We start from the raw sequence: 25,787 nt of genomic DNA, 5'->3' as shown, positions 1-25,787 counted from the left end.
TAAAAGCAGCTGTGTTACTTCATGCTAGCGTTGTAGAGCCTGATAATAGCGAAGGCCGGCTACTTCAACTCCTGTGGGAAATGTTTGACCTGAAGATCCACTTTTTTGAGCGGGTTTTGCTAAAAAAAGTTAGCTGAAGGACAAACCCCACGGAAAGGGAAGTGGGCAGCCGGAATGGTGGTCAAGCAGTAGCTATTATTCCATAATAGCTACTAGAGGAAGCGTAAATCGGAGCATTTAGTGATAAGGACTGAGCGAATTTTGCTCCGTTTTTCTAATGAAGAAATACGCTGTCTTTATCCCGCATATAACTGGCAGTAAGCCCCCTCTTCAAACATTTAAGTGAAACCAAGGATGGGTTAGTGAGGAGGCAACTGCCAGTAAATGTCCGATTGGTTCAAAGGCCTTTAGGTCATACCCTTGTGGTACTAACAATCAGTGGGGTGATAACCCCTCCCACTGATTGAAGTTTCACTTTATTGGTAAGTAAACGTTGAAGGTATTTTGGTTGTCGGAAGAACGAATAGTAATGCTTCCATCATGTTGATCGATGATTTCTTTTGTAATAGCAAGACCTAAGCCCGCTCCACCCGTTTCCCTGCTTCTTGAAGAATCTAGCCGATAGAATCGTTCAAAAAGCTTTTCTTGCTCCATTTGAGGTATGTTTTCACTTGGACCTGTAATGGAAATAATATATTGGTATTGCTGTACTTTACCTGATATATATATAGCTCCAGTACCCTGATAATATCGGATTGCGTTATCCAGCAGATTGCTAACTACTTGTTGAATTCCTTCTGGGTGTAAGGATAAGCTAGATTCCTCTAGTTGTACATCAATTGCTATCTTTTCCTGCTTTAACGTCCAATTAAACATAGCAATACATTGTTGGATTAGTGTATGAATGGCGGTTTTTTCTTTATGGTACGGTGTTTGCGATGTAGTATAGTCCCACTTTTTTAATTGATCAAACTGTTCGAGCATAGAAGTTAGACGCTTGGATTCTTGATAAAGTGCTGCAAATAATTGCTCATCACCTGTTATATCGCCAGATTTTAAAGCAAGTAAATAGCCGTTCAGATTGGAAAGAGGCGTTCGGAATTCATGAGATATATCGGAAACAAGCTTTTTACGTTCTACCTCATTTTTCGTTAGTTTTTCAATCAATTCATTATACTGCTCCACTAATTGTCCAATTTCGTCTTTTCTGGACACGGTAATTGCTTCTGGATACTCCCCTCTTTTTAATAGTTCTGTAGCATGCATTAAACTACGAACGGGCTTTAGTAGTCGTCTAGTTAGATAAAAATAAACGATAGTACCAGCAATAATAGAGATGATAATAAACAACCATACATAATTTAATAATGTTTGATTGAATTGTTCTTGTCGCTGTTCGTTTAAATTACCAACTCCTGCTGCTAAGAAGCAGGCAGTATGATATAACGCCCAGCCACTAATAATCATGGCAACTACAATGACGAGAAAATGTAATATCGTTAATCGCCATAAGAAGCTCTCAGGTAGGATATTGGTTATTTTCTTACGTAGATGTGACAAACTTATACCCCATTCCTCTTATGGTTTGAATGCGCTGTGGCTTGCCAGGCTCTCTTTCTATTTTTTCGCGAAGCTTTTTAATATGTGCATCGATTGTCCTTTCCATTACCATTTGCTCAGCATTCGGATAGATTTGCGAAACAAGCTGCTCCCGTGATAAAACAAAATTTGGGTTTTGCATAAAATAATGGAGCAGGTTAAATTCATGCTTTGTTAACTTAATCTGCTGATCATAAAGAAGCACTTCGCCTTTACGAGGCTTTATACAGAGCCCATCACTAACGATTTTTTGACAAAAATGGCTGGTGCGGCGTAAAACTGCTTCAACGTGGGCGATAAGCTCATTAGGATCGAAGGGTTTGGTTATATAGTCATCTGCACCAATATTTAAGCCAGTAATTTTATCTTCTACTGTCGCTTTTGCCGATAACATAATAATGGATACTTCACCATTTACTTGCTTTCGAACCCAATTACAGAAAGCTTCACCACTTACCTTTGGCAGCATTAAATCAAGGATGATTAAGCATGGATGGTGTGCTAAGAATAAGGATTTTGCTTCATCTCCATCCACTGCTTCAATGACTTCATAACGGTGCTTCTCTAAATATAATCGAATAAGTTTTCGAATCATTTTATCATCTTCAACAACCATAATTGTTTGCTTCATATTTTCACCACCCATGCGTTAGTTTACCGTAATTTGCAGAAAAAGAATATAATGTACTGCATTCTTATTCAATGTTTCGCTCTTTCTTCAAATGGTAAACAATCCTTGCTGAAAAAAGCTATGTTATAAAGTAAGTAGAAAAAAGTATCATTTATTGCATTTTCTCAAATTCCTGCACCATTAAATCATAGTTCATTGCTCCGAAGGCTTTGTATTGAATGCGTCCCTTGGAGTCAACCATGTACGAGGTAGGTATTGGCTGTATTTGATATTGATTTGCAACCGTCGTTTTTTCATCCTTTAAAATAGGAAAGGTAAGTTCAAAATCTTTTACAAAACGTTTAACATCAAGAAGATTACTTTCAGTTTCGGTTAAATTAATAGCTAAAATAACAATATCCTTTTTCTCATGGAATTTCTGCATATCAGGCATCTCAGCACGACATGGTGGGCACCATGTTGCCCAGAAATTAATCATGACCCGTTTTCCCCGGAAATCAGAAAGTTGAACGGTTTCACCGTCTAGTGTTTGCAATTTGAAATCCGGCGCCATATTGCCAATATTTAGACCTTCCTTATCGGTATTCGCCGCTTTTTCTTCGTCTGGATTATCTTTTACCTCCGAAGTAATGGTATTCTTTTCAACGGAAGTCTCTTTATCCTCTTGAACGGTTTGATTTGATGAAAAAACAAAATCATAGAGTGCCCAAAAAAACATTGCTAGAATTACGACGATAAGTATAGTTTTCTTCATTAAAATCCCTCCTTAGCCTAAATTGGTTAACCATGTATCTTGAACAAGCTTTAATAAAAAGGCTGATATTCTAGGCATTTGTCCAGTAAACAAGAGTACTCCCATGAGAATCATAATGGTTCCTCCAACTTTCATGATCTTGTCACTATATCGGACAATCCACCTTGTTGACCCAAGGAAAAACGTTAAAATCAAAAATGGTAGGGCAAAACCAATGACATAAAAAAGCGTGTACCAAGCTCCTTGTGTTGGATTCGCTGCAGCGACTACTAAGATGGAAGCGAATATAGGTCCGATACAAGGCGTCCATCCTGCAGCGAAGCCCATTCCAACAAAAACAGTTCCTGCATATCCTACCGGTTTCTTGGTAAAGCGAAATCGTTTTTCTTTCATGAAGGAGGTAATTTTTAGCCAACCAGCTACAAATAAACCCATGATAATAATAAAAATTCCAGCTATACGTTGAATGAGTTGACCGGATTCTCCTGCTAAAATTCCTTGAATCCATTGACCGAGGAAGGACACACCTACACCGAGGCCGATGAAAATCAAGGACACTCCTATAAGAAAGAAAATAGCGTGAACTAGGAGCTTACTTCTAATTTTTATGTTGTTGTTATTTTCTAATTCTTTTACACTCATCCCAGTTATATAGGAAAGATAAGCTGGAAATATAGGTAATGTACAAGGTGAGAGAAATGAAAGCATTCCCGCACCTAGAGCTAGCCAAATAGTAAGATCTGCAGCTTGCATCATTCAGACACCTTCTTTCTTTTGAATACGAATAAAATGCTAAATATAAGCCCGACGGTAATGAAAAAGAATGGGTGGATCATATAGCCAAATATGGTTGTGAATGGCATTATCCACGTTATACTTAATTTTCCAATTGCCCAGACCCAGACCATACAAAGCAATAGGGTGGATTTCCTTAATCGATCGCGTAAAAGCAGAAATGTAAGTAGCAGAATGAGTAAGAGAATAAAGTCCCCCCAAGCAAGTGTATTATTTTTCCAAATGATTTCGATAAATTGATACATGAATGATGCTACGAGTAATACAGGGACATAGCAGTACAACAGTATTTCTATGTCAACTTCGCTACGTTTTGCTTTATACCATAGCTGTATTGCTAGTAGAAACAGTGCGAAATAAAATGCTTGTGCATTACTCGGATATGCTAAGACAGCAATTGGATCAGAAATAAATAAGGAGAGGTTCAGAACTATTTTCCCTATCCAAATAAAGATTACAAAATTCACTAAATAAGATATCATTTGTTGCGATACTTGCTTTCGCTCTGCTATAGGTAAATTACTGCTAAGAAAATAGGCAATAAATCCAACACTCATACTAATTACATGTATTGAAATTGTTGTAAGAACTGTTGCTGACGGCATAATCCTTGGCCTCCATAAAATTTCAAGTATTTACATGATAACGTAGGTTTGTGAAAGTTTGATGAAAGTAAGGATACAAAAAAATTAATTTAAACTTTTGGTATGATGGTTTATAGAAGCTTGGGAAATAGTAAATATGTTACGATAAAAACATCTAAGCCTTATTTTAGGAGGACGGAATGTATTTGATAGCAAAGCATCCATATATAAAAATAGAACGAAAAGTGACCAGTGTGGAGCAAATAGATATAGAACATCAGCGGGTGATTTATTTATACCATGATCGCGTTGTCACACAAAATCGAGAATTTCCAATAAAGGATGTTATGGACTTTTCTTATCGAGAAATTGCCAACCAAGGCGGCATTCTATATCTGCATACATTACGCGGGGTATATACCTATACAGTGAAGTCCTCACCGGAAGCATTCCTTTCAGCATTTAAAGAGCATTTTAAATCGAGTCAATAATGAGTAATTCCATAGTGTATTATGTTAAAATGACATGAGCACGTAAATGATTCTCAAATAGGGAGCGGAACAAGGTAGTGGAGATTAAGCATCTACAATACTTTATTGAAGTCACAAGAGCAGGCAGTTTTACGCAGGCTGCCACTACATTATATATAACTCAGCCTGCTATTAGCAGAATCATCAAATCTCTGGAAGAAGAACTTGGTGTTTCATTATTCATACGCTCGAGGAAGCAATTGTCATTAACGGAAGCAGGCCGCGTTTTGTACGAGCATGCCCAAAATTTTGTTGAGCAATATCAAGCGATGATGTTAGATCTAGATCAAGTACAACAACTTAAAAAGGGGCATATGCGTATTGGATTACCTTCGATAACGAATTCTTTTTTCTTTTCACAGTTAATCGCTTCGTTTCATGAAGAATATCCAGAAATAACCTTTCAATTAGATGAGGATGGATCTAAACGAATCGAAGAGAAGGTCCTTTATGATAAGCTTGATTTTGGTGTTGTTGTGCTACCGACTACACATGACGAATTTTATCATTATTCGTTTATAAAAGAAGGTTTAAAAGTGGTTGTTCCATCTGGTCACCCGCTTGCTGTTAAACAACAGGTTCGCTTACTAGATTTGAAGCATGAATCGTTTATTATGTTTAATAAAGACTTTTCATTAAGAGATAGCATCGTTACTGCATGTGAAGATGCAGGCTTTGAACCGCACATTATATCGGAAACTTCTCAATTAGATTTTATGGAGGAGATGGTAGCTTCCAATGTCGGGATTACTTTATTACCAGAGAGCACCAGTACAGAACTGACTAATGATGTTAAAGCAATAGCTGTGGAAAATCCTACAATTGTGTGGGATCTTGCTTTGATCTGGAAAAGAGATAGACAGCTTCCTCAGGTGATGGAAGAGTTTATACGCTTCGCCAAAGAAAAGCTATTACGTAATGAATCATGAATGAGCTTGTAGAGATTCTATTTCTCTGCAAGCTTTTTTTATAGTTTAGGAAATTTTAAATTTGAGCCTGTGGATAAATAATAGGCGTGTTGAGAGCTGCGTCCAGCTAAACAGAGAACTAGGCGACTTCACGAATGCCCTAATCTAAGTCATCATCGGCTCGTAAGGTCACCGTGATGCCTTTATCTCCCTTGACTCGCTTCAATCGCTACGTTTCTATCGGGCGCTTGCACTTTTTTTCTTCATCTAAATAGAAACCCACATCTTGCGCTTACCTCTTGATTAATGAAGGGCATACATTTCACAAGTTAAGCCTTTACATAACATTTTGTTATGGTACATCAACATTAATGGCATTGTACGTACCAAAGTGTAGGGGTTTATAATGGATTAGTGGTGAGGTGAGAGCCGACCCTGAAATTAATAGATAAGGTGATTTATATATGCAAGCTAAGAAGAGTAAAGAAACACGTATCATTCAAAATGATCAAGTTTTGATAAATGATTTAAACAACTATCATACGTTGTTTGGCGGAGTGCTTATGAAGAAGCTGGATGCATGTGCTACGCTATCTGCACGAAGACACTCTCGTGTGAAGGAGTGTGTGACAGCTTCGACGGACTCCGTTAATTTTATTTCACCAATACGTCAAAGTGATTCGGTATGTATCGAATCTTTTGTTTCTTATACGGGTAAAAGCTCTATGGAAATTTTCTGTAAGGTAATTGCAGAAGACATGATTACAGCAGAGCGAAGAATTGCAGCTACAGCATTTTTAACGTTCGTTGCCTTAGATGAAAATAAAAAGCCAATTGACGTTCCAGCCATTATTCCCGAATCTGAAGAGGAGCAATTTCTCTATTCAACTGGTGAAGAACGAGCTAAGATACGTAAGTTGAAAAGGCAACAAAACAAAGACCTTGTGGCCAAGCTTTCGGTTAAAAAGCCTTGGGATGAGTAAGCAAAAGGGGAGAAGACTTCATGATTATCACATCTAGCTATCAAGATTTATTACATGCAAAGCAGGCCATTGCTAAATTCAAAGAAGATAAACCAGCTGTATATCAGCGTTTCGTGCATGTCATTCAATTAACAAGACAGTTGCAATTTAACTTTCAATACATGGGCTGCCTTATTATGGATGAAGATGCAAAGAAATTCAGGCCGGCTGTTCAGGATGAATATATACTAAATGTATATAATACGGAAATTGAAAAATTAAAAGAAGATCAACGGGTAAATGATCTTAAACAGCTATTACATGCTTACAAGCAAATTGGCTATAGCAATTTAAGTGGTTTGGTACTTGGAAAAAAACCAATGTCATTAGTTGGCCCAAAAGTAGTATAAGGGTAAGCAAGGGGCTGTTCTAAAAGGAAACGCTATTCCTGTGCAATGAGAGTATACTTCTCTTCTGTGGGCAAGGATCAGCCTTGTGTGATCCCCCCCACTCATTCTAGTGGCTGCACATGGTTCTTTTCTACAAAGTTTTGTATAATCGCTGTATAAACAAGGCATGAGCTGAGACAAAAGAATTAAGAAACAACGAACGATGATTAGTTGAAATTAATTATCGTTCGTTTTTTGATCAGAATTATTCATTTAGTACCTGAAATAAGCGAGACTCCGGCGGGAATAGCACGAGTCCAAAGATCCACTTGGTAACGTGTTTTTCTTTACCCAGTTAGCTGTGGCCGTGCCCGGGGAAAGCGCGTATATTTTCGGTGCAGCGATGATACTCCTATTGATAACTTGCGTAAAAAAGTTGTGTTTTGTCCCAGCTTCTGTTCTTTTACATCTGTTGTTTATGGTTTTTGCCCCATAGACCTGTATATTTATATATAGCGACTATAAGTGCAGAAATGAGTAAGAGTACAACTGGAATAATCCAAGTAAATCCAAGAGAGAATAGAATTGGTGTAAACGTAACAATAATAATATCTACAGGAGCAACACCAATATAAGCTAATGCATAATCTTCTGGCGTTTTACTCTTCAGCTCTGGGTCAACAATTCGCAAAAGCGCTAGTCCCATAGCTACTGTCCCCGTGCTCCATCCCCAGCCAAATAATGACTTTTCCAACCAGTATTCTTGAAATATGTTTGGACCAATAAAGCGGAATAAAAAGTATGCCCAAAGGATCCCAAACACAAACAAAAGAATAAGCGGTACAGCATAGTCGATCACTACTGTAATATTTATGGAAGCAATACCAATTGCGACAAGGAAATCAGTAGCAGTTCCACCAATACGTTCCATGACACGTTGATCTATATAATCATCTGCATGTATCCTTCTGCTAATGGATTGGAAAATAAGTCCTAACACAAAAGCAACACTGAATAATGGAATAGATACAGAAGGAATGAAAGCAGTTAGCATATTCGTAAGCCAATAAGCAACACCAATGACAAAAGCTATAATTGCCAAGTGTAGAACAAACGGATCGATAGAACTAGAAGATACGGTTTCTTGTCCCATATGATACCGTTTGTTTTTAGGCATTAGTCCTGACCTAAGCTCGTCCGGTAAGTCTTTGAAGCTTGTAATAAATTGTGTTTGTCCTTTTTCCGTACTGCGTTTAATTAAAAACAATCCACCTAATACAGCGACTAATATTCCAATGGTTGCTGAAGTCATTCCTAGGTCCATTGCTTCTTCCCACCCGTAATGTGCAAACCCTTCGCCTATGGCCGCGGCTGTTCCGTGTCCCCCTAGAAAGCCAGCGCCTAAGATAAGACCAAATCCACTAGGTAAATTTGAGAAAAGAGGCACGAGGATAAGCAAGCCGAATAACGCTCCTGCTCCCCACATGGAAAGCGTGAGTATCATGGAATAAGAGAACATGTTACGAACGCGATGAAATACGTCTCCTATGTTAACTTTGGCTGCACCAATAGGAATAGCAGCAAAGATAACCGCAATTAACAGCCCAGGATATGTGCTGAATTGATCAGAAAAAGGTAATACATTCACTCCACTTGGTCCGAAGGCAAGTCCAATAAAGCCAGCAATCATACTAGCAGGTAGAAATAAAGCTTGTATCCATTTCACTTTTGCGCGTAGAATGGTTCCAATTAATAACAATCCTGAAATAATACTAATATCAATCATTAATGCCCAAATTGTAAAATTAGTCATTTCTATATATTACCCCCCATTATGAAATTGTTAGATGAAGTTTGGTACTTGATAAATGTGGCTCGTCACTGAAAGCGAATGTGTTTAAGAGTGAGGAAGTTTGTTGACAGACAGTTTATTATACCACAAGGAATCTTTTCGTACAGGATTTCTATTAAATACTTAATTTTACTACAAATGGGATATATGAAAAGATTCTCTCTTTAGTTAGGAAAGGAAGAAAGGGGGGACTTACGATTTAAATGGAGATGCTAATTTTTTGTCGTATATTTCATATAAACACGATAATTTATCCCGCTTATTTTGCTAAATGATTGCTTCTTCCTGGTAAATTCCTTGAAACCTAACTTCGTGTAGAGGTTCATCGCTTTCGTATTGGTGTCGGCTACTTCTAATATATATTCTGTAAAAGTAGGAAGAGCAAGCAATTGCTCTATCATATCTCTAGCAACGCCCTTTCCCCGATACTGAGGAGCGGTAGCTACGAATTCTATAGATGCCTTACCCGGGCCAGTTTCAATTGGAGGCTTTTTAAATTCCCGTTTAAAAACATAGTAGGCAAAGGTGCCCTTATAGAAACCTAAATGCTTTCTTAGCTTTTGCTTAATGGGGTGAACAGATAGAGCATGACCGTCTGTACATGCGGTTATTCCAGCAATTTCTCCATCGATAATAGCTACATAAAAAACCTCTGTTACAAACATGTGCTCAAGGGCAGTAATTAATGTTTCTCTATCCTTAGAGAAGAAGGTGAGATGCTCGCCAAATCCATCAACAAATATAGAACTAATTGCTCTTTTAACAGATTTCTCTAACTTACATGCTTGCTTAACTTCCATCATTAATTTCCCTCACTTTGTTTTTGATTGACTTAATCAGTCAATATAAGCTTAAAGGGAAGCCTACTCAATGTCAATGTGTTTTTGAAATCAAGTAGGCTAGTTTATCCCGCATATAACTGGCAGTAAGTTCCCGATTCAAAGCAATAAAGTAAAATCAAAATTGGTAATAAGGAAATCAACTGCCAGTAAATGTCCGATTGGTTCACGGGCCTTTAGGTCATATCCTTGTGGTACTAATCATCTGTGGAGATAAATAAAACCCCCAAAGGATGGAAGTTTCACTTTATTCTTTATCCTAACATTAACAATGGAGCTAGCTGTGTTGGTTAATAATCTCTTCTAGATCGTCAGAAAGATTATCTATATCGTCTGGCCCATAGCGTAGGCCAACTCTACTTTCATCCATTTCTAGAACTTCTGAAAGAAAGCCGCCAACCCCTCTTGCTTTTCTATCAATCTCTAAAATAACCTCAACATCAGATTCAGATACGAAGAATATGGCTTCTATCTCGTCTAATTTTCCTCTGAACTTACCCTGATATGCTTTAAATTCATATTCTTGCATGATAGGTAATCGTTTCCGTAGCTGACGTGGTGCATTTTCACAAGTTACTTCTTTCAATTTGAATCCAAGGCTGTTTGCAGCTCGTAAAAATGCGTCGACAAGCGGATGGGGGTATACCTTGATATAGTCACGATCGCTTGGATCGATTGCCTTTTTAATATCCAGACCTGTTTCGATCCATACCTTTGTTTTCCCTAATGTTGCTGGAATATCGGCAGGCAACTCAAAATGAAAAGGAATCGTTTTAGATTCATTAGGCTCAATAGTAAAATGATTACCTAATTCATACTTTTGTAATAGTACAGAGCTCTCAGCCTCTTTATCTTCTTCGCCATATTCGTATGTATAAGAACCCATTAGCTTTAAGTAGATTGCGTCAATTTCTTGTTCATTATTGCCCCCTTCAATCTCTAAAACACCTTCTAAAGCCTCGCCAGGAACAAATTCTGTTTTTGATAATTTCGTATCAATTTTTGCACTACCGATACCAACAGAATTCAACAGCTTTTTAAACATTTATCTTCATTCCCTCCATATGTCATTAGTAAAAATTATACGTCAAAATCCCCTGGATTGTAAGCGTTTTATCAAAATGGAGCCTAAGGAAAGATCACTATTAATTAAAGGAGAATCTATCGTACGGTTAACATTCGTAAGATGAGATCAACCTTTTTCTCTGTATCTTTCTGTATCCAAGGAAGATCCTCGACAATTATTCCAGATATAACCGTTAAGTACAGATCAAGAAGTTCTTGAGGATCATTTGCAATCATCTCTCCCTGCTTCTGTGCTTCTATAAATAAAGGAAGTAGCTCTTTAAAATAGCTATTTCCAGATGATTCGATTAATTCGTGGATTTGTGCTGGTATAGGATAGCTGCTCTTTGTAATATGTTGAATGACTCGGAAGATATCACTATTCCCCTCTTCAATAGCAATCCTTGTAAAATGTTTTATTTTTCCCAATGGAGATAGTTGAAGGGTTTGAATTTCTTTAAACAGTTCGTCAGTTCCTTGCATTGCCCATTTAAGACTTTGATAAAGAACTTCATCTTTGGAGTGGAAATAATGATAAAGTAAGCCATGGCTAATTCCTGCTTCTTTTGCAATCATTCCAACCTTTGTCAGCTTTACTCCATTTTCAGCAAATACCGTTAAAGCTGCTCGCATAATTTGGTCTTTTCGTTCATTTCGAATCTGTGATAATTGATCCTCATTTAATGGAGCCATTCATATCAGTTCCCCTTTAGATACCTTTATACACTTTCTTTAAATTTATCTTATCAAAGTTACGCGTATAGGGAAATATTCTTGTAATGAAAAGAGGCTAGGACAAAACACAACTTCTGTACTCAAAATACGAATAATTACGTTATCAATAGGAGCATCATCGCCGCACCGTGAAAATATATGCTCTTTCCGTGGGCACGGCCTCAGCTAACTTGGTAAAGAAAAACACGTTACCAAGTGAATCTTCGGACTCGTGCTGTTCCCACCGGAGTCTCGCTTATTTCAGGTGCTAAATGAATGATTCTGATCAAAAAACGAAAAGATAATTAATTCAAATTAATTATCTTTTCGTTTTTATTGTTTCTTTATTCTTTTGTCTCAGCCTCTTTTTACAGTTAGCCCATATGGATAAATATGGCGTGTTGAGCCGCGTCCAGCTCCAACGCCCAGAAACTAGGCGTCTTCAGAATCGTACGAAGATAAGTCATCATTGGCTCACTAACACATCGTGATTCCTTTATCCCCTTTGACTCGTACCGTCGATACATTTTTCTAATCGGACGCTTGCGCTTTTTTCTTATTCCTGCTTATTTTCCGCGGATTTTTGCTACCTCATCAGCGACAAATTGGACATTCGTACCAACAATTACTTGAATGCTATGCGTACCTACAACATTAATTCCAGGAACACCAGTAGCTTTAATTTTATCTTGATTCACTTTATTCATATCATTAACCTCTACTCGTAAGCGAGTTACACAATTATCTACCGATGTAACATTGGCATCTCCACCAAGTCCTTCATATATTTGAGCGGCCATTGCAGTGAATTTTTGATCTGCTGGAACTTCTTCTGTAGCTTGTTCGTCTTCCAGATCCTGATCATCTTCACGTCCAGGTGTTTTCATATCAAACTTCTTGATTAAGAAACGGAAGAGAACATAATAGATCAAAGCGAATACTAACCCTTGGACGATTAGCATATACGGCTGATTGGCTAAAGGTAGGCGAGAGCTTAGGAATAAATCAACAAAACCTGCGCTAAAACCGAACCCTGCAGTCCAATTGAAAAATGCTGCGATAGCTAAGGAAAGTCCTGTTAGTATTGCGTGAACAAAATACAATGCTGGAGCCAAAAACATGAATGAGAATTCGAGTGGCTCTGTTACACCTGTAAAGAAAGCTGCGAATCCAGCTGCCAGTAGTAGTGATGCAGCTTGTTTTTTACGTTTAGTTTTAGCCGTATGGTACATAGCAAGTGCTGCTGCTGGTAAACCAAACATCATGATAGGGAAGAAACCAGCTTGATACATACCAGTTACCCCTTTTTCACCTTCACCAGACCAGAAGTTTCCGATATCGTTAATTCCAGCAACATCAAACCAGAATACGGAGTTCAGCGCATGATGTAATCCAGTTGGAATTAATAGTCGGTTGAAAAATCCATACAAGCCAGCACCTGCAGCTCCTAATTGACTAATGGACTCGGCAAATGATACTAATCCAGAATAGATGACTGGCCAAACAAAGAATAACACACCTGCTACGATAATCATCGCAAAGGATGTCATAATTGGCGCAAGCCGTTTGCCACTGAAGAATGCCAATGCATCCGGTAGCTGTACATGACTAAACCGGTTGTACATACTAGCGGCGATGACACCTGAAAGCATACCGATAAAGGCATTTGCGATACTTCCAAACGCAGCATTAACATTTTCTGCTTCGATGCCCTGTAATAAAGCGACGGTATCTGTTGAAAGTAATGTAGTGACAACTAGATAACCCACAAGTCCACTTAATGCAGCAGAACCGTCCTTATCCTTCGACATTCCTAACGCTACACCAATAGCAAAGAGAATCGGAATATTATCAATAATGGCAGAACCAGCTTTAATCAAGAAGGCTGCAATTGCATTTCCTTCCCCCCAGCCAGATGGGTCAATCCAATATCCGATCCCCATCAAGATGGCTGCAGCTGGTAGCACTGCTACTGGCAGCATTAATGAACGACCGAGTCGTTGTAAATATTTCATCATAAGAATTCCTCCTATACGTTTTATTGAAGCATTGCAGTTGAATACGCTATCAAAATTAGTATTATATAAAGACGGAGTCAGTATTGATATTTTTTTAAGCGTTCAATATGCAGTGTAATGTACCCCAATTCCTCTGGTGGTAAATCTATTCCATGAGCGGAAGACAACTTCTTGGCAACATGTACGGAACATTGATACGAGCGTTTAAACTTTCTTTTAATCATCTCTAGCATTTCTTCATCCATTGAATGTACCTCGTATTGGTATACACGATTTAGCGCAAAGCGAAGGTGTGTCATCAATCGCTCATAGGCCAAGTCATCTTCATTAAATGTGATGTTCAAATCCTGTTTGATGGTTTCCACCATATCTTTAACAATTGCTGTTTGTCTTACAGTTTCGTGTAAATCACCTCCCTGAATTTTCATTGTATGTATGTGAAGCGCGATAAAAGCTGCTTCATCTAAGGGCATTTCAACTTCTAACTTATCCTTTATATGTTGAATCGCCCAAACCCCAATTTCGAATTCTTGCTTGTACATAATTTTAATTTCTTGTAACAGCTTGTTCTTTAGGTGTATTCCTTGTTGCTCTCTTTCAATTGCAAACGATAGGTGATCCGTAAGTGCTAAAAGTATATGCTCGTTTAATTTAGTACCCAGCTGCTCTTCTGCATAATCAATAATCTCTTCTGAAAGCATAAGGTGTTCTTCCGGGATTCGCAGAATCAATTCTTGTAGCTTTTCGTTTTCCTTTAAGACAAAGAGTTTTTCAACCTTTTCTTGGCTGATAATATCCTTTCTCTTCTTATTGAAGGCAACTCCTGCACCGATGGCGATTTTCTCTTGCTTCCCATCGGTCACAATTACTGCATTGTTATTCAATATTTTTGTAATTCTCACCGGAAGTCACCTCCTATTCTTTCAGTTAACAGCTTTATTAGGCTTAAATAGTGATAATTATTGTTTCACCTGCTTTACTGTTTGCTTCTTTCGTGAATGTAAAATGTTTATCTAGTTCTTTGCTATTCGTAATTATAATTGGTGTGATGATATCCGCTGCATGCTGTTTGATATAATCTAAATCAACCTCCAATAGCGGTTGGCCGACTTTTACGGTATCTCCGGTGTTTACCTGTACCTTGAAGCCTTCACCTTTTAAACCTACCGTTTCTAATCCGACATGGATTAAGATTTCTGTACCATCATCGGCAAGTAATCCAATCGCATGTTTTGTTTCAGGTATTTGTACCACTTTTCCATTGACAGGTGAAATGACGTTACCATCTTGAGGTATAATTGCTATCCCTTCGCCCATCATTTTTTGGCTAAATACTGGATCAGGAACCTTCTCTAAAGCAACATTTTTACCATTTATTGGAGCGAAAATTTGTTGTTCGTTTGATTTTTTAAACATTTTTTTAAACATAAACAGTACACCTTTCTGTTTGATTCTCATGTTTGATAGATATTTTTATAAAAAGGGAGCAGGTAAGTAAACCTTAGTCTGTCCTAAAATCAAGAATACATCATGTGTTTTTTAATTTAAAAAGGCATGGCAGTATACAGAGAACCTAAGGTTGCTCTATCATACCACCATGCCTGATCGTATCAGTAACATGTGATGCATATTTATTTGTTAAGCATATAGTAACATTATCCTATTTAAAAAGCAACTTCAAGTTGTAGTATGACTTTTTGTTTTTATCTTAGGAAAAATGTGCTTTTGCTTTTTTAGGTATGTCATTATGGCTGACTTCTTCCCATGTTTCAATATACTTCCCTTTTGCATAAACGCGTAAGTATGCATCTTTTTGTAGTTCACCACTAGCATAGAAAGTAACTTGTTTTTGCTTCCCCTTCGCATTATATCCGATCAATGTATAATCATAACCTCCTGGACTTTTTGCATGTCCATCTTTATTTACTTGTACATAGATTTCTTCTTTGGGTACTAGTGGATTAAAGCGATCTGTAATTTCATTCGAAAATAAGAGCATGATGGCTAATCCAGTCACAATAATTGTACTAATAAATATGATTATAAAAAATAATTTTTTCATTTTAGTGCATCCTCTCCATTCCTGTTGACTAAATACTATCACGGAGAGCTGTTCTTCTTCGTTGGATCTACCTTACAAGCAGCTTACAGTTTTGAAAGGTAGGGGAAGAGCATAGTCGATACATTAGTTTTTTATGATTGCACGAATTAATTGGAATATGTTAATGGTTTGGTCGTATAGTAATCGTTGTGCCTGCTCCATACTTTCCTCAACAGACAATGGTCGATTAACGATCGAAAAACAACCATGGAATTGCTTACGCAGCGCCGTGAGGTCTCCTGATAGTGCTCCAGAAATTAATAGCGCAGGGACGTGCAACGTATTCGCTAGCTCGACAACATAACCTGGAGCTTTTCCGGATAATGTTTGTTCATCACTCTGCCCCTCACCAGTAATTATGAAATCGGCCTGTTTCATTGCTTGATGTAATTGTGTAGCCTCAGCAATAAGAGCTGCCCCAGAAGTTAGTCTTGCACCAATTGTTAATAGAGCGAAACCTAGTCCACCAGCAGCCCCTGAACCTCTGTTATTAGAGAAATCCTTACCTCGGTCCACTGCAAGCAAGGATGCATAAGCTGCAAGTGCTTCGTCAAATAGAGTCACCTGCTGTTCAGTAGCACCCTTTTGTGGGCCGTAAATGGAACTCGCACCCTGCAGACCGATTAATGGATTATCGACATCACAAGCCACATGGATTGTAACCTCCTCTAATCTAGGGTCGATGTCCGCAAATGATATATGATCAATGTCTAAAAGGTCTTTTCCAAACACGTCAGCTTGACTACCATCTTGCTTCCATGCTTTCATGCCTAAAGCTTGCAAACAACCAAGCCCACCATCGTTTGTTGCACTTCCTCCTAGGCCGATAATAAGGGAGCTACATCCGCGATCGAGTGCATCCTTTATCACTTCACCAAGTCCGAAAGAGGTGGTGTTCTCTGGATTTCTTTTAGGCTTTGGAACTTGAACAAGACCAGCAATATTGGCAATTTCAATAATAGCTGTATGGTCTTGGAGGATGGCGTAATAGGTATGGATGGTTTCACCTAAAGGGCCTGTACAGGTTACGTTTATTTTTTGTCCAGTTGTAGAAGCAAGAATGACGTCAACTGTACCTTCACCACCGTCTGCCATTGGCTTTAGTGTAACGGTAGCCTCGTTATCAATAGAAAGGATAGCCTGCTTCATAATTGTTGCTGCTTCTAACGATGTTAAGCTTCCTTTGAAAGAGTCAGGAGCAAGTAGAATGTGCATGATATCCTCCTTTATAAGGTAGCATAATTCGGTGCCTTACCAAACAAGCCGACTCTGTTTGCTAGACAAGCTGCTAAGGCTATGTGCTATTAAAAATTGTGCAGCATAATAGGTTGTCATAATAAGTACATGTGAATAGACAACTGGTGATATAAACATATTCCAAGACAGGATGGAATCAGATATAACAAATAAGATACTACCTGCAATCGCAAATCGGTTCCCAGTCATTATTGCGAGCCAAGCCATAAAGGAAATGGCTACAATATAAAAAATGACAGGGATAATGAGCGATTGATTTCCTGAGGTAATGATTGCATGAATTAATGCATTTCCCATGAATAATCCATAGATAATTAGCGGGATGATGCTAGCAGCTCGAATAATGGAAAATTTCCATTGTAAAGAAAAACCAGCTAAATAGAATAGATGTCCGATTAAAAATGCAGTAAGACCAACGACAAACCATTGTAAGGTTCCGTCTCCGATTGAACAAAAAATGAGACCCATAAGAATAAGCCAATGTGTTTTTGTTTGCTGACGAGGCATTTGTTTTAACGCATATATAATGATTAAAATCATGGGAATCAATTTAAAGAAAAGCTTAAAGTTCTCTGGTTCAGAAGGAATGATAAAGATATACAGTATACTCATGATAAAAATCAGGATGGGTAATTGATTTGCATACATACGATCACCAACTTTTCTTAGAAATGCGTTTTCGCTACTTTAAAAATACCATATTAACCCAGCAATTCCGAGGAAAACTAAACCAATACTGCCACAATAGAGCCCAATTTTTGTACGGAACGCATAATGTTCTCTTGTTTCTGAATGGTAATTAGCTCGTTGCTGCTGTCCGCTCGTAAAAACTCCTAAGAAGATTCCTGAAATAACTATTCCTACTAAGCCAATTCCAGCTAGAATTGTAAGCATAGGATTAACCGCCCTTCGTTTTGTTCTTTGTGAAGCTAATGTATTCGATTATTCTCAAATGGGGTATTACTCCTAGCGTTTGTTTCTTTCCAGATAGGTTATCTGAAGTCTTTCCGACTTTTGAAATCTTGGCTGAAATGGGATTGATCAAAATAACTAAGATTCATTGAAGAGTAACCTAAGTGATGGTCCATTTCGCCATTTGACATCGTCTCAAACATAGGCTCAAATATGTTTTTTAATGCATTTGCACATCTTTTACCGTTTCAGGTTGATACTGTTCCATAATCTTGTTAGCTAATTTTAAGTTAGGATCTCTTTTAGGTTTACCCATTTAAAACACTCTTTTACCTTGTTATTCTACCAAATAAAAAATTGTGTAAATAAGAAACCGTACGCATTTCTTACTTACACAGTTAATATTACACTCCCATTGTAAATGTAAAAGCTCTTCTTTACTGTTTTACTTCTTTGACAACGATCGCTTGAGTTACTTTGGTATTCTTACAATCTTCAAAAGTAGCTGCGTCTACAAACCCCAACTTTATTGCTGCTTCAAGCTTCTCTGTATCTGGTCGTTTCTCAGTAATAATAAAATCACTCAAATTTAAGTCGTCTAGTTTTTGCACAGTTACTTCAGGCATATAATTGCTAGAGGAACGGATTTGGCGATGTACCTGATAGTCACCACGTATAATTTCTCCTTTACGTTCTTTACCAATGGATCCATCAAGAAATTGGTGGAACTTCTTCTTTAATTGATGTAACTCTTGTTCGATTTCTTTTTTCTGGTCGTGTAAAACATAAAAACGTTTAATCTCTTCTTCTGTAACTCCTATCGTCTCATTCATTATTAGCCCCCACCTTACATTCATTTGTTTCGATTCTTTTCTGAGAAAGATGAACATGTTCTCTGCTAAATAGAGTTTTCATTTATACCTATGAATGCTTCTAGTCATTCATGACTAAAAACAATAAATTGAAACTTTAATCAGTTATATGTGGGATAAAATAACCGTTAACGAGGTAGTTATTGGAGAAGCATAGATGAACTTATCAGGGTCCTACATTAATTTGAATGAAACGTTTGTATTTTCTACTTAATATTTTGCTTATTTGAAGTATTTTTTGTTTCCTTTCTTCGTTCATTCTATTAAACTAATTACGTGGTAAATTATTCCTACGTGAATTTAATAGAAGTGAGGTACGATTTGTGAAACATACTCTAGATGCTGCTAACACAAATTCCTTAAATATTTTTGACGCGCTTAACTGTTTTTATCAAAAAGATGTCATCGCTAATATGTTTGCTACTTTTATCAACTACTCCTCAGAATTTGCACTTCAATTTCTCCGAGATTTCAGTACATTACATGTTGAGATAAACGCTAACACCGAAGTACGAGCTCGTTCGAGAATGGCACTCGGAAAAAGTATGGGTATCATTGATCTTGTGCTTTTAGTAGTAGAAGATAATCAGATTAACCATATTGTCGTTATTGAAAATATACTAAACCCTGATGAAAATGGTAAACATACAGAATGCCTTCAAACGGATACCGCTTTAGAAAACCTTTGTACGAAGCTTGGTGTTGATCATACTACTGTTTTCGTGGATTATGTCATTTTAACGTTAGACCCTTTTGGTAAGGACCAAGTTAAAAATATTCATATCGTTGATTATCGAACTTTTTTACAGGATATATGGGCTAACTTGTTTACAAACGAATCACTGAAGCAGCTATTTCTTAACTTTCAGGAGATGCTTGAACGCTTCTATTATGTGGCTGATATGAGTCTGGAAGAGCATGCTATTACATTATTGGCAAATCCGGATCTGGATGAGCAACAGCGTCATTTATTGTTTAAAAAATTAATTTGTCAAATAAACGTTGCTGAACAAGATGTAATTGAAATGGATGCTTTACAGGGAGCGGAAGAATTTAAGGCGATTGCACGAATTGCAAAACCAGAATGGGTAATTGAATATGGTCATGTATACCTTGAATGTGTGCTTGATTTGTTACATCCTTTTGAGCAAAATGGAGAAATTGCTTTTTTAATCTATGTGTACTATCAAGCGAATTCTAAGCGGAAGTTTCCAGAAGTTAATGAGATACGCGATTGGATGCATCAGTTGGTAAGTGAGGAGAAAGAAATCTTACCGCAAATGCATGTGGACAAGCTTCACACAAGTCGTGCTGTTGTTCAAATCAGCTTTGCAGATATACACACATTTAATGATTTGAAGGATTTACTTGAATATAGCATGGAATGGTTAACCCCAATCATAGTGAAAACGTTTGGAAAGGTATCCGAAAAAAACGTTATTCATAGAAATTAATATTTGCTAAGCGAGACTGAGACAAAAGAATGAAGAAACAATAAAAACGAACGATAATTAGTTTGAATTAATTATCGTTCGTTTTTTGATCAGAATCATTCATTTAGCACCTGAAATAAGCGAGACTCCGGCGGGAACTGCACGAGTCCGAAGATCCACGTGGTAACGTGTTCTTACCGAGTTAACTGAGGCCGTTCCCACGGAAAGAGCGTATATTTTCACGGTGCGGCGTGATAACTTGATCATTCGTATTTTGAGTAAAGAAGTTGTGTTTTGTCCCAACCTCTTTTTATCCCGCATATAACTGGTAGTAAGCTCCCTACTGATGGAAGTTTCATTTTATCTTGTAAACCGCTTTCAGTTCATTTATACTTGAAATAAACCGATTTACTAAACCGATTTAGTAATTGGATAAGGAGAATAAAATGAAAAAAATTACAATTGCTGATGTAGCAGCACATGCTAATGTTTCTAAAAGCACGGTATCTCAGTTTTTAAATAAACGATATGACTATATGGGGGAAGAAACGAAAAAGCGCATTGAGACAGCTGTTACTGAACTAGGTTATCGTCCAAATATTATTGCTCGTAGTTTAAAGCAGAAATCAACAAAGACAATTGGGGTCATCGTTGCAAATATTCTCCATGTTTTTTCCACACAGGTTATTCGTGCAATTGAGGATTTTTGTCACGAATCAAACTTTCACGTAATCGTATGTAATGCAGATGATGATCCTGTAAAGGAAAAACGCTATATTGAAATGCTTCGTGCAAAGCAGGTTGATGGTATTATAGCTTTTCCTACGGGAGAAAATATGGAGTTATATCAAGGACTGCTTGATGAAAGATATCCTTTCGTATTTATGGATAGACTAGTGCCGGGAATTCATATGGATGCTGTTTTATTAGATAATAAACGAGCATCTGAATTAGCTGTAGATCAATTTGTTAAGGCTGGTTATAAAAAAATAGGAATGATTTCTCCACTGATAGATATGCCTGTAACACCAAGACTGGAAAGAATTCAAGGATATAAGACAGCATTAGCAAAATACAATCTATCATTTCAACCAGAATATTTAGCAAGTGGAGCATTTACTGACATGCAAATGATTATTCAACAAATGCTTTCGTTGTCAGATCCACCTGAGGCTCTGCTAGCTTTGAATGATCGTGTGTTATTTGAGATTTTACAATACGCGAAGGATCATCATGTGAATATTCCGAATGATTTGGCGATTATTGGGATTGATGATGTATCGTTTGCTTCGTTCTATTATCCAACGCTAACGACAATTTCCCAGCCTGCATTTAAAATGGGAAAAAAAGCTGCACAATTGCTTTTTAAGCAAATAAATCAAGAAGATCAAGGAACAGCAGCTCAGGTTTACCGTTTTCCACCTCAATTAATAGACAGGGAATCATGCTAGCTGAAAGGAAGGATGTTTATAAAAAGAACGATTAATACGATTGCATCGGAAGTATCAGAAGGATTACACCGTGTAAAAACAGAGGAAGGCATAAATTTAGCTGGAGAACTCCAAAAAGCAAATCGAATTTTTGTTGCTGACACAGGACGATCTGGCTTCATTGGTAAGATATTTTTGATGCGAATGATTTGTTGCTTATTTTATCCGGATCCGGAAGCACAGGTACGCTTACGTACTTTGCCGAAAAGGCCAAAGCAATTGAAGCGAAAATAGCCTTGGTTACGACAAATAAACAATCGGCAATTGCAACGTTGAGTCAATGTGTCGTGAAGGTTCCAGCTGCTACTAAAAAAGGTTGCCACCCGAGCCTTCAACTATTCAACCGTTAGGTAGTCAATTTGATCAACCTGCTCATCTGTTGCTAGATGCTGTAATTGCTTATATATTGCAACATCTACCGAAGGATCAGATTAAAGAATTAAATCAAAGGCACGCAAATTTAGAGTAAAGAGGGGATAAAATAATGAATCCAATAGATATTATTAAAGATACCAAAGTTGTAGCGGTTATTCGTAAAGCAAACGAAGATAACATTGTACCGATATTAAAAGCATTGTCTGCAGGGGGGGTGAAAGCTGTTGAGATTACAGCAGAAACCCCTAATGTAGCTAATGTAATTGCGAAAGCAGTAGAACATATGAAACAGGATGTATGCATTGGAGCAGGAACTGTACTTGATCCAGAAACAGCAAGGACAGTAATGCTTGCTGGTGCAGCATTCATTGTATCGCCAACCTTAAATACAGAGACGCTCAAACTAACGAATCGATATGGATTGCTTACTATACCTGGTGTGTTAACTCCCACAGAAATTATTAATGCCTATGAGCATGGGGCGAAGATGGTTAAAATCTTTCCAGCTGATACATTCGGTCCCGATTATGTTAAAAATATCCTTGGCCCACTTCCGCATGTAGAAGCAATGGTTACAGGGGGAATAACACTAGATAATATGAATGTGTATCTGGATAAAGGAAGTAAGGCGGTAGGCATAGGCAGTAACCTGGTAAACGTTCAGCGGCTAAAAAGTCCCGAGGATTATCAACAATTAACAGAAATAGCTAGACAGTATAGTAGAAAAGCAGCGTACTAGCTTTAGCGTTGGAAGGGGTTGTTTATCCCGCATATAACTGGCAGTAAATGTCCGATTGGTTCAAAGGCGTTTAGGTCATAACCTTGTGGTACTAACCATCCGTGGGAGATAAACAACCCTCCCACGGAAGGAAGTTTCACTTTATACCTAATTTGTTTAGTTAAAGGAGTGATTTACCATTGAGTAGCTCAATTGAGGATAAACAATTAGCAGCAGAAGCAGCAGTCAAATACATTCAGACTGGGATGACGATAGGACTTGGGTCTGGATCGACGGTAAATTATATGTTGGAAGCACTAGCAAAGAGAATTAAAGAAGGCATGGATGTAAAAGGCATTCCTTCATCTGTAAAAACAGAAAAGCTTGCTAGAAAGCTTGGAATACCATTAATTGGATATTCTAAAGCAACTAAGATTGATCTAGCAATTGATGGCGCAGATGAGGTCAATAGCTCATTGCAATTAACAAAAGGTGGGGGAGGTTCACTTGTTCGGGAAAAAATTATCGATGTAGCAGCCACTAAGCTGATTATTATCGTCGATTATTCAAAAATGGTTACACATCTAGGGAGTTTTCCATTGCCAGTGGAAGTTGTCCCGTTTGGTTGGGAAAAGACAGCGGAAAGAATCGCGGCATTTGGGTGTAACCCAAAACTAAGAAAAAGTGATCAGGACGTTTTTATTTCTGACAACCATAATTATATTCTTGATTGCCAGTTTGATCTTATCGAACAACCAGAACAATTACATGAGCAATTAAAACAAACGGTAGGTGTTGTAGAAACTGGTTTGTTTGTAAATATGACAGATATGGTTATTGCTGCTAAGAACGGCATTATTGATACACGACACCGGGGATAATTAGATGGAAGAGTCGTTTGGAGGAATTAGCATGAATGAAGTGATTACCTTAGGTGAGGCGATGATTGTTTTCAATCCATGATCAACAGGTTCAATAAAATTTGTAAACACCTTTAAGTCCTTCAAAGGTAGTGGATCCGGTTGGCGCAGGCGATGGCTTTAATGCAGGTATACTATATGGACTGTTGCACGGCTGGGAACTAGCTAGAACGCTTCATTTTGCTAATACGTTTTGTTCCATGGTAGTTGGCTTGATTGGTGATAATGAAGGAGTGCCATATTATGAATAAGTGCAACAACGACTAAGTGAAGTCGAGCGTATTGGACGATGAAGCGTGAGGTGAAGGTAGTTCAATATAAGACAATTTTAGCGATATAAAAACCTGTGATGCTGGAAAGTATTAGACAGGGCTTGCATCTGACGCTGATGCAGATAACACAACAGTCATGGCCTTCTCTTCCGATATTACGATTAAGGATACATTAGCTATTGCAAAGTAAAAAGAAGCTAACATGAAATGTAGTGCAATCTCTCGTTGTATAGAAAACGAGGGGACGTTGAATGGCTTTTTAAGCTGCCGAGAGCATATATCGGCAGCTATTTTTTTATCCATATAACTGGTAAGTCCCCCACTTCCAGCAATAGCCAGGGAATCTAATGGAAACATATAGAAAAGAACTACATACTGTATCAACACCTTTATCTGGTTATGTTCAACTTATACTTTTCAATGAACTAATTGAGGAGGCACAGAAAGACAACATTTTGTTGAAGATGGAAGTACGTGTTGGTAGTTTTTCTTATTGGGGCCCTGGTGCAGGAGCTATTGATGAATCAAAGTATATACAGCTTATTCGTATTGGACACAAAGAAACCGAGATTCAAGATTTGAAATTTGGATTAAATAAGCTTGCTGAGATAGCAATAAAATCAATTGGTAACGATGATCCAAAAACAGCTTCCAATACAATATACCAAGTAACAGACCTACTGCTATATTTAGAACAACGTACCACGTTTTCGCCGTACTTAATGGATAATAATCACCAGGTACGTCTATTACTAGGTGTTGATAACTTTGAATATCATCTTTATCAAGGGTTGGGAATTATTCGGCACTATTCACAAAAAAACCATATAATCGCAGCTTTAGCACGGTTGGCTGAGTCCATAAATGAATAACACCATCAAGTGATATGGGAATTTGCAAGAAATACAATAGATCATATTTATACAGAATTTATTTTCGAGCTTGACCGGAAGTTGTTGCTAAAAAATGTATATAAACTAGCTGAGATTACTGGAAATAAACAAGGGTATGAATATATCCAATCTCATTTAAAGGGCTAGCCAGAAATATAACGTTTTTATCATACATGCGAAGTAAATGAGAAGTTCTTTCTGCCGTTCTATTACAGATTTGATCTTCTCCCTGTTTAAGATTTTGTAACTAAGGAATAATATCTATAGCAGAAACAAAAAGGAGTGTAAAAGTGTGAGTCAGCATAAAATAAAACAAGATATTGAGCATATTTTAGACAACAGCTTTGTTGGTACGATGGCAACGGTAAAAAACAAGATGCCACATTCAAGGTATATGACTTTTTTTCATGAAAACCTATCTCTATATACACCAACGAGTAAGCAAACAGACAAGACAGAAGATATAGAAGAAAACCCATATACGCATATTATTTTGGGTTATGACGGTGAGGGATTCGGTGATTCCTATGTAGAATACGAAGGTAAGGTTTCCTTTAATAATTCCCCTGACCTAAAAAAGCAGATTTGGAATGAGCAAATGAAAGTATGGTTTGATGGACCAGACGATCCAAATCTAACCATATTAGAGATTAAACCGTTACACATTCGTTTGATGAATAAAAAAGGAGAACGTCCAAAAGAATTAGAAATAGATTCAGAATAAAAAGCGTTTGGGATTTGTTAAATTTCTCGTTCTCTTGGACGCTACGAAGTCTTTTTTTTATAAGTTAAGAAAGTATAAAATCAGTGCAATGACTGCGTTAAGCCAAGTAGTTATTTTGAAATGTTTGATGTCTATTGGCAATGCTCCGACTAATTACTTCGCTTTCCGCGGGCACGGCCT

30 protein-coding genes and 2 pseudogenes are annotated in these 25,787 nt (G+C 37.6%); 13 read left to right on the top strand and 19 right to left on the bottom strand.

Annotated features, from left to right (window positions below; all coding sequences use genetic code 11):
* Positions 1-471: 471 nt before the first annotated feature.
* From RVS70_RS18060 to RVS70_RS18040, 5 genes are all read right to left on the bottom strand, one after another.
* Positions 472-1,560 (bottom strand): sensor histidine kinase, encoded by a 1,089-nt coding sequence (locus tag RVS70_RS18060; RefSeq protein WP_034678002.1) that lies wholly within the window; start codon positions 1,558-1,560, stop codon positions 472-474.
* On the bottom strand, positions 1,544-2,230 hold the full coding sequence (locus tag RVS70_RS18055) for a response regulator transcription factor (protein ID WP_026679546.1): 687 nt from the start codon (positions 2,228-2,230) through the stop codon (positions 1,544-1,546). Before RVS70_RS18055 ends, RVS70_RS18060 begins: the two co-directional genes overlap by 17 nt.
* A 151-nt stretch (positions 2,231-2,381) precedes the next feature.
* Positions 2,382-2,984, bottom strand: coding sequence for a TlpA disulfide reductase family protein (locus tag RVS70_RS18050; RefSeq protein WP_321134291.1), 603 nt, complete (start codon positions 2,982-2,984; stop codon positions 2,382-2,384).
* Positions 2,985-2,996: 12 nt separating this feature from the next.
* Positions 2,997-3,740: a cytochrome c biogenesis CcdA family protein gene (locus RVS70_RS18045; RefSeq protein ID WP_026679548.1), complete on the bottom strand. Its 744-nt coding sequence runs from the start codon at positions 3,738-3,740 to the stop codon at positions 2,997-2,999.
* Entirely contained in the window at positions 3,737-4,384 is a 648-nt protein-coding gene (locus tag RVS70_RS18040) for a hypothetical protein (protein ID WP_026679549.1), read from the bottom strand. The genes RVS70_RS18045 and RVS70_RS18040 overlap by 4 nt, the downstream gene beginning before the upstream one ends.
* 179 nt (positions 4,385-4,563) lie before the next feature.
* On the opposite strand from RVS70_RS18040, the gene RVS70_RS18035 reads away from it, so the two are divergent.
* The 4 genes from RVS70_RS18035 (at position 4,564) to RVS70_RS18020 (ending at position 7,173) form a co-directional block, all read left to right on the top strand.
* On the top strand, positions 4,564-4,854 hold the full coding sequence (locus tag RVS70_RS18035; protein ID WP_026679550.1) for a hypothetical protein: 291 nt from the start codon (positions 4,564-4,566) through the stop codon (positions 4,852-4,854).
* A 77-nt stretch (positions 4,855-4,931) separates the two neighbouring features.
* Positions 4,932-5,822, top strand: a complete 891-nt coding sequence (locus RVS70_RS18030) for a LysR family transcriptional regulator (RefSeq protein ID WP_321134287.1) — start codon at positions 4,932-4,934, stop codon at positions 5,820-5,822.
* 443 nt (positions 5,823-6,265) lie between these two features.
* Positions 6,266-6,784 (top strand): acyl-CoA thioesterase, encoded by a 519-nt coding sequence (locus RVS70_RS18025; protein WP_026679552.1) that lies wholly within the window; start codon positions 6,266-6,268, stop codon positions 6,782-6,784.
* Positions 6,785-6,804: 20 nt separating this feature from the next.
* Positions 6,805-7,173, top strand: a complete 369-nt coding sequence (locus RVS70_RS18020; protein WP_166529919.1) for a hypothetical protein — start codon at positions 6,805-6,807, stop codon at positions 7,171-7,173.
* 442 nt (positions 7,174-7,615) lie between these two features.
* Here the strand turns inward: RVS70_RS18020 and RVS70_RS18015 are convergent, their stop codons facing one another.
* The 13 genes and pseudogenes from RVS70_RS18015 to RVS70_RS17955 all read right to left on the bottom strand — a co-directional run bounded on the left by RVS70_RS18015 (position 7,616) and on the right by RVS70_RS17955 (position 18,743).
* Entirely contained in the window at positions 7,616-8,965 is a 1,350-nt protein-coding gene (locus tag RVS70_RS18015; protein WP_026679554.1) for a sodium/glutamate symporter, read from the bottom strand.
* Between the two features lie 251 nt (positions 8,966-9,216).
* Entirely contained in the window at positions 9,217-9,807 is a 591-nt protein-coding gene (locus RVS70_RS18010; RefSeq protein ID WP_051388211.1) for a GNAT family N-acetyltransferase, read from the bottom strand.
* 313 nt (positions 9,808-10,120) lie between these two features.
* Complete coding sequence (locus tag RVS70_RS18005) at positions 10,121-10,888, bottom strand: sporulation protein (protein ID WP_121604068.1); 768 nt, start codon at positions 10,886-10,888, stop codon at positions 10,121-10,123.
* A 116-nt stretch (positions 10,889-11,004) separates the two neighbouring features.
* Positions 11,005-11,601, bottom strand: coding sequence for a TetR/AcrR family transcriptional regulator (locus RVS70_RS18000; protein ID WP_026679557.1), 597 nt, complete (start codon positions 11,599-11,601; stop codon positions 11,005-11,007).
* Positions 11,602-12,188: 587 nt separating this feature from the next.
* The gene (nagE, locus tag RVS70_RS17995) at positions 12,189-13,640 is read right to left on the bottom strand and encodes an N-acetylglucosamine-specific PTS transporter subunit IIBC (protein ID WP_026679558.1); all 1,452 of its coding nucleotides are present in this window, start codon (positions 13,638-13,640) and stop codon (positions 12,189-12,191) included.
* A gap of 77 nt (positions 13,641-13,717) precedes the next feature.
* Entirely contained in the window at positions 13,718-14,542 is an 825-nt protein-coding gene (locus RVS70_RS17990) for a PRD domain-containing protein (protein ID WP_026679559.1), read from the bottom strand.
* Between the two features lie 43 nt (positions 14,543-14,585).
* A complete protein-coding gene (locus RVS70_RS17985) occupies positions 14,586-15,068 on the bottom strand; it encodes a PTS glucose transporter subunit IIA (RefSeq protein ID WP_121604067.1) in 483 nt (160 codons plus the stop codon).
* A 280-nt stretch (positions 15,069-15,348) separates the two neighbouring features.
* Positions 15,349-15,702 carry a YxeA family protein gene (locus RVS70_RS17980; RefSeq protein WP_026679561.1) on the bottom strand — a complete coding sequence of 118 codons (354 nt, stop codon included), beginning with the start codon at positions 15,700-15,702 and terminating at the stop codon, positions 15,349-15,351.
* 123 nt (positions 15,703-15,825) lie between these two features.
* Entirely contained in the window at positions 15,826-16,956 is a 1,131-nt protein-coding gene (locus RVS70_RS17975) for a glycerate kinase (protein ID WP_321134283.1), read from the bottom strand.
* Between the two features lie 36 nt (positions 16,957-16,992).
* Positions 16,993-17,646 (bottom strand): lysoplasmalogenase, encoded by a 654-nt coding sequence (locus RVS70_RS17970; protein WP_121604066.1) that lies wholly within the window; start codon positions 17,644-17,646, stop codon positions 16,993-16,995.
* A gap of 39 nt (positions 17,647-17,685) precedes the next feature.
* Entirely contained in the window at positions 17,686-17,892 is a 207-nt protein-coding gene (locus tag RVS70_RS17965; protein WP_034678008.1) for a DUF5316 family protein, read from the bottom strand.
* Positions 17,893-18,059: 167 nt separating this feature from the next.
* Positions 18,060-18,226 (bottom strand): annotated as a pseudogene (locus tag RVS70_RS17960) (IS256 family transposase); the annotation flags it as partial.
* A gap of 121 nt (positions 18,227-18,347) precedes the next feature.
* The gene (locus RVS70_RS17955) at positions 18,348-18,743 is read right to left on the bottom strand and encodes a hypothetical protein (protein ID WP_026679564.1); all 396 of its coding nucleotides are present in this window, start codon (positions 18,741-18,743) and stop codon (positions 18,348-18,350) included.
* A 362-nt stretch (positions 18,744-19,105) separates the two neighbouring features.
* Between RVS70_RS17955 and RVS70_RS17950 the strand changes: the two genes are divergently transcribed.
* From RVS70_RS17950 to RVS70_RS17920, 7 genes and pseudogenes are all read left to right on the top strand, one after another.
* A complete protein-coding gene (locus RVS70_RS17950; protein ID WP_121604065.1) occupies positions 19,106-20,236 on the top strand; it encodes a hypothetical protein in 1,131 nt (376 codons plus the stop codon).
* Between the two features lie 425 nt (positions 20,237-20,661).
* Entirely contained in the window at positions 20,662-21,666 is a 1,005-nt protein-coding gene (locus RVS70_RS17945; protein WP_166529922.1) for a LacI family DNA-binding transcriptional regulator, read from the top strand.
* Between the two features lie 12 nt (positions 21,667-21,678).
* Positions 21,679-21,939, top strand: coding sequence for a hypothetical protein (locus RVS70_RS17940; protein WP_246484554.1), 261 nt, complete (start codon positions 21,679-21,681; stop codon positions 21,937-21,939).
* The gene (locus RVS70_RS17935; RefSeq protein ID WP_226983570.1) at positions 21,855-22,055 is read left to right on the top strand and encodes a hypothetical protein; all 201 of its coding nucleotides are present in this window, start codon (positions 21,855-21,857) and stop codon (positions 22,053-22,055) included. Before RVS70_RS17940 ends, RVS70_RS17935 begins: the two co-directional genes overlap by 85 nt.
* A gap of 134 nt (positions 22,056-22,189) precedes the next feature.
* The gene (locus tag RVS70_RS17930) at positions 22,190-22,819 is read left to right on the top strand and encodes a bifunctional 4-hydroxy-2-oxoglutarate aldolase/2-dehydro-3-deoxy-phosphogluconate aldolase (RefSeq protein WP_321134279.1); all 630 of its coding nucleotides are present in this window, start codon (positions 22,190-22,192) and stop codon (positions 22,817-22,819) included.
* Positions 22,820-22,998: 179 nt separating this feature from the next.
* Positions 22,999-23,679 (top strand): ribose-5-phosphate isomerase RpiA, encoded by a 681-nt coding sequence (gene rpiA / locus RVS70_RS17925; RefSeq protein ID WP_281414390.1) that lies wholly within the window; start codon positions 22,999-23,001, stop codon positions 23,677-23,679.
* 125 nt (positions 23,680-23,804) lie between these two features.
* Positions 23,805-23,969: pseudogene (locus RVS70_RS17920) on the top strand (carbohydrate kinase family protein); the annotation flags it as partial.
* A 111-nt stretch (positions 23,970-24,080) separates the two neighbouring features.
* Here RVS70_RS17920 and RVS70_RS17915 read toward each other — a convergent pair.
* Positions 24,081-24,293, bottom strand: a complete 213-nt coding sequence (locus RVS70_RS17915; protein WP_162986318.1) for a hypothetical protein — start codon at positions 24,291-24,293, stop codon at positions 24,081-24,083.
* Between the two features lie 44 nt (positions 24,294-24,337).
* Between RVS70_RS17915 and RVS70_RS17910 the strand changes: the two genes are divergently transcribed.
* Positions 24,338-24,862, top strand: a complete 525-nt coding sequence (locus RVS70_RS17910) for a DUF2254 family protein (RefSeq protein ID WP_166529925.1) — start codon at positions 24,338-24,340, stop codon at positions 24,860-24,862.
* A gap of 313 nt (positions 24,863-25,175) precedes the next feature.
* On the top strand, positions 25,176-25,607 hold the full coding sequence (locus tag RVS70_RS17905; protein ID WP_026679572.1) for a pyridoxamine 5'-phosphate oxidase family protein: 432 nt from the start codon (positions 25,176-25,178) through the stop codon (positions 25,605-25,607).
* Positions 25,608-25,787 lie beyond the last annotated feature (180 nt).

The organism is Virgibacillus sp. M23 (assembly GCF_034190895.1).
Taxonomy (GTDB): domain Bacteria; phylum Bacillota; class Bacilli; order Bacillales; family Amphibacillaceae; genus Virgibacillus; species Virgibacillus salarius.
Note: the sequence above shows the minus strand (reverse complement) of the source record. Positions and strands in the feature narration are given on the sequence as shown.